Source organism: Halomonas sp. (assembly GCF_041689495.1).
GTDB lineage: Bacteria > Pseudomonadota > Gammaproteobacteria > Pseudomonadales > Halomonadaceae > Halomonas.
In genome coordinates, this window is sequence record NZ_JBDNGD010000316.1 from 1 (window position 1) to 1,151 (window position 1,151).

Annotated in this window: 1 protein-coding gene; it reads right to left on the reverse strand. The window is 65.0% G+C overall.

All coding sequences use genetic code 11. The features are described 5' to 3' along the window. A partial coding sequence (locus tag ACESMD_RS10355; RefSeq protein WP_372612866.1) for a rhodanese-like domain-containing protein occupies nt 1-968 on the reverse strand: 968 nt, incomplete at its 3' end. Nucleotides 969-1,151 lie beyond the last annotated feature (183 nt).

Consider the following 1,151-nt stretch of genomic DNA (forward strand, 5'->3'; position numbering starts at 1 on the left):
ACGATGCGTGCGCGATACACCCCGACCCAATGGTCCGTCGCCTGGATCAGCTGTCCACCCGGGGCATGTACGGCACCGGCCAGGTGATGACGGCGATATTCCTCCAGGGTCCTGACATCGAAGACATAGGTCGTGGACGAGCCGTCGGCCAGCCAGGCATTGAGCATCTCGGCATCGATTTCACTGGCGCCATGGCGCGCGGCGAGGGATCCGGCGGCCTCCCGCCACTCGGGTGCACTGGGCGCTTCCTCCGGCATGTCGCGCTGTGCCTGGTGCTCGAGGTCAAACCCCGCGAGGCGCCATCCCTGGGTGCCGTTCTCCAGGGCATAGACGGGATTCTCCACGCCCAGCCATCGCAGGGTCTGGGCACCGATGATGCTGCGGGTCCGACCGGCACAGTTGATGACGACCGGCGTTCGGCTATCGCCACGAAGGATGGCGGGCAATCGCCGGACCAGCTCGCCATTGGGACAGCAACGGCTACCGGGGATATTCATCTTGCGATATTCATCCAGGGGCCGGCCGTCGAGGACGATGACCGGCTCATTCCCGGCCTGCCAGGCCGCCAGGGTCTCGGGGCTGATCCCGGGGGTATGGAAGGTCTCATGCACCAGCTCACCGAAGGCCTTGCTCACCACATTGACCCCGGCGAAGGCGGTATAGCCGGCGGCCTTCCAGCCCTCGAGCCCACCCTGAACCCAGCAAGGACCGGCGTAGCCCAGAGCCACTGCCAGCTCCGCACAGTGGCGGGCACGGCCTTCGTCTTCGCTGTCCATCAGCACGAGGGTGACCCGATGATTGGGCACCAGGGATCCCAGGCCCGCCTCGAAACGACTGTAGGGCAGATTGACGGCATGGAAGGCTTTCCCCATGCCGTATTCGCCCGCTTCGCGGACATCCAGGAGGGCAATCTCGCCCTCGCCATTCCGGTAGCGTGCCTTAAGGTCTGCAGGGCTCAAGCAGGTCATGAAGTTTCACCTCTAAGTAAAAAACTCGGTCGCGGGTTCGACACCTTGCTCGACGAGACCACTAGGCTGCGCCCAGTGCCTCGATGATCGCTCGGGTGACCTCGGCCGTCGTCGCCTTGCCACCCAGGTCACCCGGCATCGTCTCGCCCCTGGAGGTCACCGTCTCGATGGCCTGCATCAGGC